The organism is Pseudomonas sp. RA_105y_Pfl2_P56 (assembly GCF_963970845.1).
Lineage (GTDB): Bacteria > Pseudomonadota > Gammaproteobacteria > Pseudomonadales > Pseudomonadaceae > Aquipseudomonas > Aquipseudomonas baetica_A.
The window spans coordinates 38,694-45,540 of sequence record NZ_CAXAPL010000047.1 but is presented as its reverse complement, the minus strand read 5'-3'; the positions used below and the strand labels follow the sequence as shown (position 1 = coordinate 45,540).

At 53.1% G+C, this 6,847-nt stretch carries 4 protein-coding genes and 1 pseudogene; 1 reads left to right on the top strand and 4 read right to left on the bottom strand.

Translation table 11 applies throughout. From position 1 onward, the window contains the following. Positions 1–187: 187 nt before the first annotated feature. Both AACY11_RS24450 and AACY11_RS24445 read right to left on the bottom strand, forming a co-directional pair. Positions 188–400 (bottom strand): hypothetical protein, encoded by a 213-nt coding sequence (locus AACY11_RS24450; protein WP_339495906.1) that lies wholly within the window; start codon positions 398–400, stop codon positions 188–190. Positions 401–593: 193 nt separating this feature from the next. After that, positions 594–905, bottom strand: a complete 312-nt coding sequence (locus tag AACY11_RS24445) for a hypothetical protein (protein WP_339495904.1) — start codon at positions 903–905, stop codon at positions 594–596. Positions 906–1,121: 216 nt separating this feature from the next. On the opposite strand from AACY11_RS24445, the pseudogene AACY11_RS24440 reads away from it, so the two are divergent. After that, a pseudogene (locus AACY11_RS24440) lies at positions 1,122–1,379 on the top strand (AAA family ATPase); the annotation flags it as partial. A 701-nt stretch (positions 1,380–2,080) separates the two neighbouring features. Here AACY11_RS24440 and AACY11_RS24435 read toward each other — a convergent pair. Then, a complete protein-coding gene (locus tag AACY11_RS24435; RefSeq protein ID WP_339495903.1) occupies positions 2,081–2,599 on the bottom strand; it encodes a DUF4303 domain-containing protein in 519 nt (172 codons plus the stop codon). Positions 2,600–2,609: 10 nt separating this feature from the next. Beyond that, on the bottom strand, positions 2,610–6,821 hold the full coding sequence (locus tag AACY11_RS24430; protein ID WP_339495901.1) for an RHS repeat-associated core domain-containing protein: 4,212 nt from the start codon (positions 6,819–6,821) through the stop codon (positions 2,610–2,612). Positions 6,822–6,847: the final 26 nt, after the last annotated feature.

Sequence of the window (6,847 nt, the reverse complement as noted above, 5' to 3'; positions counted from 1 at the left end):
GCCCGATGCGTCGTCAACCGGAACACTGCTGCTAAGCTTATCCACAATTGCTGTGGCAAAAATCAGCAATCCGTCCTGGGTCATTTTTCAATCGGCAGGGTGGGTCAGTTTTCAATCAGCGCCAACATCACGGGGACATCATCGTCACTCACCTGCATGCAGATGAATTGAGGCGACAATAGAAGGCTCAGAGCTTTTTGCTCCGCAGCTTCGCCAAGCCTTGCTTGATAAAGCCTGCATTTTCTCCAACCGTCCACATGGCTCCGCGAATGTTCTCGCCGACCTCGGTCGCACCTTGCTTTTCAACTTGAAGCGCCAGTTCCATGACTGCTGCTTCTAGCGCCAACTGATTTTTGTACATTCTCTCCAACACGTCGGATATTGAATATTCGTGAGACATGGCGCGACTCCATCCGCAAATACCTAGCATAGCAGCGCCTGAGGCGTGGTTTTATGTCCCAATTAATTTCCAAAATCCACAGAAATCATGCGCCGCTCAGGGTGAGGAACGGAGCGTTCTACAAAATATAGAGCTTGCGCTTCAGTTCTCCAAAACAGCCTCGCAGGCCGCGATCCAAGGTGAAGCTACCTTTTTATCGCGCAGAACATTGAGCCACTGACTTGTAAATGGGCGTCGCAATCGAGAGTCCTATCATTTCAAGGCTCATATTCGGAATGTGATTTGCGCTGGCTAGATAATCTTGCAAATTACTCAGCACCAGCTGTTTTGCCTGCTCCTTTGACACTGCTTGTCGATGAACCAACTCTGCAGATCTTGAAGCCAGAAATAGAACCACCCATTCATGCACGCAGCGAGTAGCAAAATCGAAAGCGCTTTCATCATCCAGTAATACTGACGTTCCGAGCGTGCCCAAGAGCTGCTGAACCAAATCGTTAACTGCCAAAACGAAGCCCTCGAACGACCTTTCCTGAAAGCTCACCTGCTCCCAAAATGCCTACGCTGCTCATGCCTAGTGTCACACAGCTGAAGCACACCAGAGTGGTTAATCAGATCTTGCAAGCATTCGAGCGTCAACGAGCTAAACCAAAAAAAACAGCGAGTGAAAGAGGGGCTTTTGTCTCATTAATTTCGAAAACGTCTCAATAATTTTGAAAGCCTACACATGATGCGCAACATTCTGGAGTACTACTTTAGCTTCGTGCATCAGGCGCCCACGCTGCGCCATGCGTTGATGGAGCTCAGTGAGGACAAGCCGGAGTTCAGAGCGCTTTACCGTTATATCAATCGCGAGTCACACACTGACTCGGTTAATCTCACTGACTTCGGCGAGATTGATCCGGCGACCTTCATCGATCGGTTCAGGGATGTTTTCGTCAAAACGAAATTCGAAGCCCATTTCGACAAGATGATGTCGTAAACAGGAGCAACTCAGGCTGGACGTGCCTTGAGGGATACGGTCAAAGGGGCGTGTTACGGGCTAGCCTTTCCATACTCGGCATCCGCTGATAGCATTGCGCCTGCAGCTACCACCCAAGGACTCTCCTTCCTGCCTGGCACTCAACTGCTCGCTTTGCACGTGGCGTGTAAAGGCTATCAGCGGCCCGCTGAGATCAGTTGGAGACTACGCCATGACCGATCATGGGAAAGTTGTCCTGGTTCGCCAGTACAACCGTTTCCGGTTTGGGCAATGGGAAACCGTGTGCATGCACATGCGCTCCCTTCCGCGCCGGTAATTGAACGTACCTAGGTGGTAGCTGTACTTCTTCAAATTCGCCTCTGCTTCTAGCCCCTCCCAACTGCCTATCCAGCGTTCCTTTCGAGTTGTCTCCAATGTCCTGCAGGCAAGCAAAACACTATAGGCGGCAGTCTCTCCAGAGAGCAACGCTCTCCGTGCGACGTCCCTTTTGATGCCAATCAACGCACCTAAGGATTCGGTGGTGACATCAATGTTAGTGGCGATTCACAGTTTACAATCAGCGCCCACAATGAGGGGGCTCGGAGTATCTTTTGGTGTCCTCAAAGGGTATGCCTCACTCAGTAACGACAACAGATACCCGACGAGCGAGGTCCCTCTGGTGGTAACCATTTACTCTCTAACAACATAGCACATTACAAAAGCTAATTCTGGGTAAGCCAGTCCTCAAACTCAGCCGCCTCCAGCGGAGAGTTTATTGCCTTTATCCAAAAAACTTCTTCTTGAGGAGAGCTATAGTCCGTAGCAGAAAAAACAAAAATTGACTCTTTCAGTTCGCTCTTGCGTAGCTCTTTTAGGGCATTGATACATACATCAAATACATTTTTCCGATGTTTTTTGAGGGCTTCTCCTTCTGGGGTCGATTCACTCAACTGCCTCAAAGCAAAGGAAATCTCAGTGAAAAACTCCTCCCCATAGCTTTCGTGACTCCATTCGTTCGGACTCCACTTAAAATAGACTGCGTCTTCAGGATATTCAGCTTGCAAACTTTCGAGATGATTCTTGCAATTAAACGCTGGTGCTAAAGATGACGCTTCAGAGTCGGAGTACAATGCCAAACCACAAATTTCAGATTGTGGCATCTGCTCTTTAATTTTTTTTATAGCCTTGGAAGTAGCCGTTATGATTTTTATGCGAAGGTCATCAGTATTTAGAGTAGTCATAGTATTAACTTTAAGGTAACAAATTAATTGTTTCATCAGCAAAGTGCTGACCCATTTTTCTCAACGCAGATACTACATCCGAGGTGCTACCAGTCCCCCCCGCATCGGCTTTAGCCAACGCTTCGTAAACTTTTTTAGCGTTGGCAGTACTATGGTTTTTATTGGGAGCCCAAATCAAGTTTTCTTTCCCCTTAAACCAGTCTATATCATGGCGCTCTAGAATTTCCTTGCTTTTTGCAAGGAAACCTTGCATGACTTTTCCTCGCCCTTCTTTGAATACAATATGGTGGGCGTGAGGGTTAACCATTCCAGCTGGTGGTTCTCCACCTCCGATTTTACGAAGATGTTGCCCCCACTTAACGTTATCTCCGCATAACCCCAAAGGGTCTACCCAGATTGTTGGGTTAACCGCATATTGATATAAGTTTTCACCACCATATAATCCAATCGGATCCTGCGTGGTAAACCTCCCCACCGCAGGATCGTAGTACCTGAACGTGTTGTAGTACAGCCCGCTTTCCCGGTCGTGGTACTGCCCTTGAAAGCGCAGGTTCTGTTCAATCAGATTCGGCGACAATGCCTCCAGCCCACCCCATGCCTTGTAATAGGCGCGCCACACCACTTGCCCCTCAGCGTTGGTCATTTCCTGCGGCGTACCGATCTGGTCGGTGTGGAAGTAGTAGTACTTGGCTTCTCGCTCCGGCAGTTCGGGATCGCTGTCGATACGGGCCAGCGGAGCGTAGCTGCCGGGTTCGTAGAGGTACAGGCTATGTAGTTGCGAATGCTTCTCCTGGAGAAGGCGAAAGCCTTGCCAGAGGAACGTTGTTTCTTGAGTCTGGTCGTCTTGCGTGACCTGTTTACCAATACGCCGGCCGAGGGCGTCGTAGTGGTAACGAGCCTCGCTGCTCAAGGTTGTACCCTGCCAGGTTTGCGCGCGGATCAGACGGTTTTCGCTGTCGTAGTGAAAGCGTTGCATGCCTCCGGCCGCACTGCTTTTCTCGCTGAGGTTGCCCCAGGTGTCGTAGCTGAAGCGCAAGTCCTTGAAGGCAACCAAGCGGTTGTCCGGCAGACGTTCAAATTGCCAGCGACCGCTACCACTGAGGTTGCCGGCGGGGTCGAAGGAGAAGTCTTCCGTCTGCAATTGCGGATGATCGGGTTGACGACTGCGCAGTTGGCCACTGGCGTCATACGTGAAGTTAGTCACCCCACGCTGTTTGTCGGTCACGCGCTGTACTTCGCCGCCCGGGCTGTAGTGGTAGCGACGGTGCAGGGATGTGGCCGGATGCTGTGGATGGCCGAGCAAGCTGTCGGTTTTTTCCTGAAGCTGGCTGAGTTGCTCGTGAGGAAGGTGGATTGCCGCCTGCCACAACTTGCGGCCCTTGGTGTCGTAGCCATAGCGACTGGTGAGCGAGCCCTGAGTACGCAGAGTCTCGCGGTGCAAGGCGTCACGCTCGAAATCGCTGATCAGTTGACCGTCGAGGTTGATCTGGTGCAGGTGGCCGCTACCATAGTAAAGGTGATTGACCTTACGCCCGTCAGGTAACGCCAAACAGTTGAGATTACCCAATTCGTCGTAGCTGTAACCGAGGTTGCCGGTGCTGCTGTCTTCACTCAATAGTTGGCCGGCGGCGTCGTAGCTGAATGCCAGATGATCACTACTGATTCCCAGGGCCTTGCCTGCTGCACTGGGCTGACGGTCGACGGCAATCAGGCGATCGACTTCATCGTAGAGGTAGTCCAGACGCGCATCGTCGGTGATGCAACTAACCAAGCGCCCGGCGGCGTCGTGCTCGAAGTATTGCTGGCGCGAAACCTCGCTGAAGCCCTGGCGGGCCAGCTCTTCCAACTGCGTGAGGGTACCGCTGAGGTTATAGCTAAAACGCCGGCGCAGACCATCGACTCGGACTTCTTCTTTCAGACGATCGCTGGCGTCATAGCTGAAGCGATAGGCTACCTTGTTCTCGTTGAGCAAACCGATCAGGCGTTGGCATTGATCGTATTCATAATGAACGTACTGACCGCGCGGGTCTTGGCGTTTGCTGAGCAAGCCACGGGGGGTACGGGTCACGTAGGTGGTGCGATCATCAGCATCCGTGTGGCTGAGCAATTGACCAAGGACGTTGTAGCTATAACTGTCTTGGCTACCATCAGGATGCTCGATGCGAGTCACTTCACCACTGGACTTGCGGGTCAATCGAGTCGTGCGCTCTAGGGCATCCGTAATGCTCGCCAGATGCAGCCTCTCATCGTAGGCATAGTGACTGCGATGACCAGAACAATCCTGATACTGCTCAATTTGGCCTAGCCCGTTCCACCACAGGCGGGTGGTATTCCCCTTTGGGTCGATACAGCTATGGGGCAGGCCATCATTGGTGTTGAAGTACCGGGTGATCTGACCCAGCGGGTCAATACTGTCAAGCAACGTACCGCTGCGGTCGTAGACCCAGCTTTGGCTGCTGCCATCAGGGCGCTGGATACTGGCTATCAGGCTGGTGTTAAGGTGGTAGCTGTAGCAGGTACTGCGACCCAGCGGATCGATCTCCTCGACCAGGCGAGAATAGTCGTCGTAGGCAAATGCCAGTTTGTTGCCATCGGGCAACTCCAGGCCAGTCATATTGCCCGAGGCGTCCAGCTCGAAGCCGTATTGCTCGCCACCGAAATCACGACTGGCAACCACCCGACGGCCTTCGCTGTATTGAATCTGGGCGACTCGGTCGAGTACGTCACGGATTTCAGTTTGCCGCTGGGCAAGGTCGTACTGGAAATGGTAACGCTCGCCGTCGCTGGTCCAGTGCTCGACTACACGAGGCTGATGATCGTCGAAGCGTGTTGACCAACGGTAATTACAAACCAGTCCCAGCGCATTTTCGTGAGCAACCATTAACCCGTGTTCGTAGGCGAAATTACGCACCCGGTCGCCGTTGCGATTGATGACTTTCTGGAGTTGTCCCGCGGCGTCGTAATGGTACTGAACCAGGGTTTCCACTGACCGGTTGTCCACCACCCGTTCAACTCGACTCAGGCGTCGTGCATGGTGGTCGTAACACAAGTGAAGGCGAATGCCGCCGGAAGCACAGACATCGCTCAGACGATCTTGTGTGTCGTAGTGGAACGTGAGGAAGTGACCCAGTGCATTCTCGATGCGGCGCAGCGGCGAGGATTGGCCGCTTTCGGATAACTCACCGAAATAGAAGAAGGTATTGTCGAGCGTCTGAATAAGGTAGTGCCCGCCTTCGGAGCGCACCAGAAACATCTGCTCGCTGGCCAGAAAAAACCGCTCCCCAGGCTCAAGGCCTGGCAGGTTCAGATCTCTCCCCTGGTTGTCGCGCAGGTAAAGCTGGTCATCTTCCAGGCGCAGGCTTTGCTCCCACGGCAGGGTCCAGCCACGCCCTAGCAGGCCTTCGTGACTGATGTCGCTCGCATAGAAACGCGACCAGACAATAGGCATGAGGCCCGGAAGAGCAAAGTCTGTTTCGCTCTCTTCCAGGAGCAATTTGCGCCCGCTGATTGCATCCACCGGGTTACCAAACAAGCCGCCGGCCACTCGGCTAATAGCCGGGCCGATGACAAACCGAGAAGCCAATTCACCCGCCACAAAACCAGCGGCGAATTGCAGTGCGCAGGGGGCCGCTTTTTTAAGACCCACCTGGCCAGCTTTGAGCGCTAACTGCCCAAGGCTGCCGGCAAGGCCAGCTACGATCATGAGGATATCAACCGTATTGCGCAGCCATTCGGGTACCTCATCGTCGATCGGTAGGTACTGTTCCTTTTCAGCACCGATAAAGACGTTCTCTGAACCGCTGTCGATCACACTGCCACAGGTCAGCTTGTCGCCCTTACGGGCAGCTGGCAGACCGTTGATAAATACCTTGCCAGAACCCTCCGCCACCATCGGTGGCGCCGGGTGTTTTTTGCAGATACCGAAACTGCCTTGCACGTAGGCAGCCTTGAGGCCATTGATACGGACGTTACTGGAACCACTCGTGATCCCTCCGGCGGGCGCCTTGCACATTCGCCCTATGGCTTCACCCGCCATCACCAGCCCGGAACCTCCCAGGCCCGCCAAAATCCCGACCAATAACCCGGCACCGAATCCACAGGTTGCAACAACAAAGATCGATGCAACCGCGACAAGTGCCAAGCCCAAGGCGGCGCCTACCAAAAAACCCAAGAGAGCGTTGGTATGAGCAACCTCATCATCAAACCGTGCTGCTTCAAACATCGGAAACTTCCATGTCTTGCCGACCT

Bases quoted from the DNA above. Each gene is read 5' to 3' on its own strand.
- AACY11_RS24450 (WP_339495906.1), bottom strand. From the start codon at position 400: ATGTCTCACGAATATTCAATATCCGACGTGTTGGAGAGAATGTACAAA.
- AACY11_RS24435 (WP_339495903.1), bottom strand. From the start codon at position 2,599: ATGACTACTCTAAATACTGATGACCTTCGCATAAAAATCATAACGGCT.
- AACY11_RS24430 (WP_339495901.1), bottom strand. From the start codon at position 6,821: ATGTTTGAAGCAGCACGGTTTGATGATGAGGTTGCTCATACCAACGCT.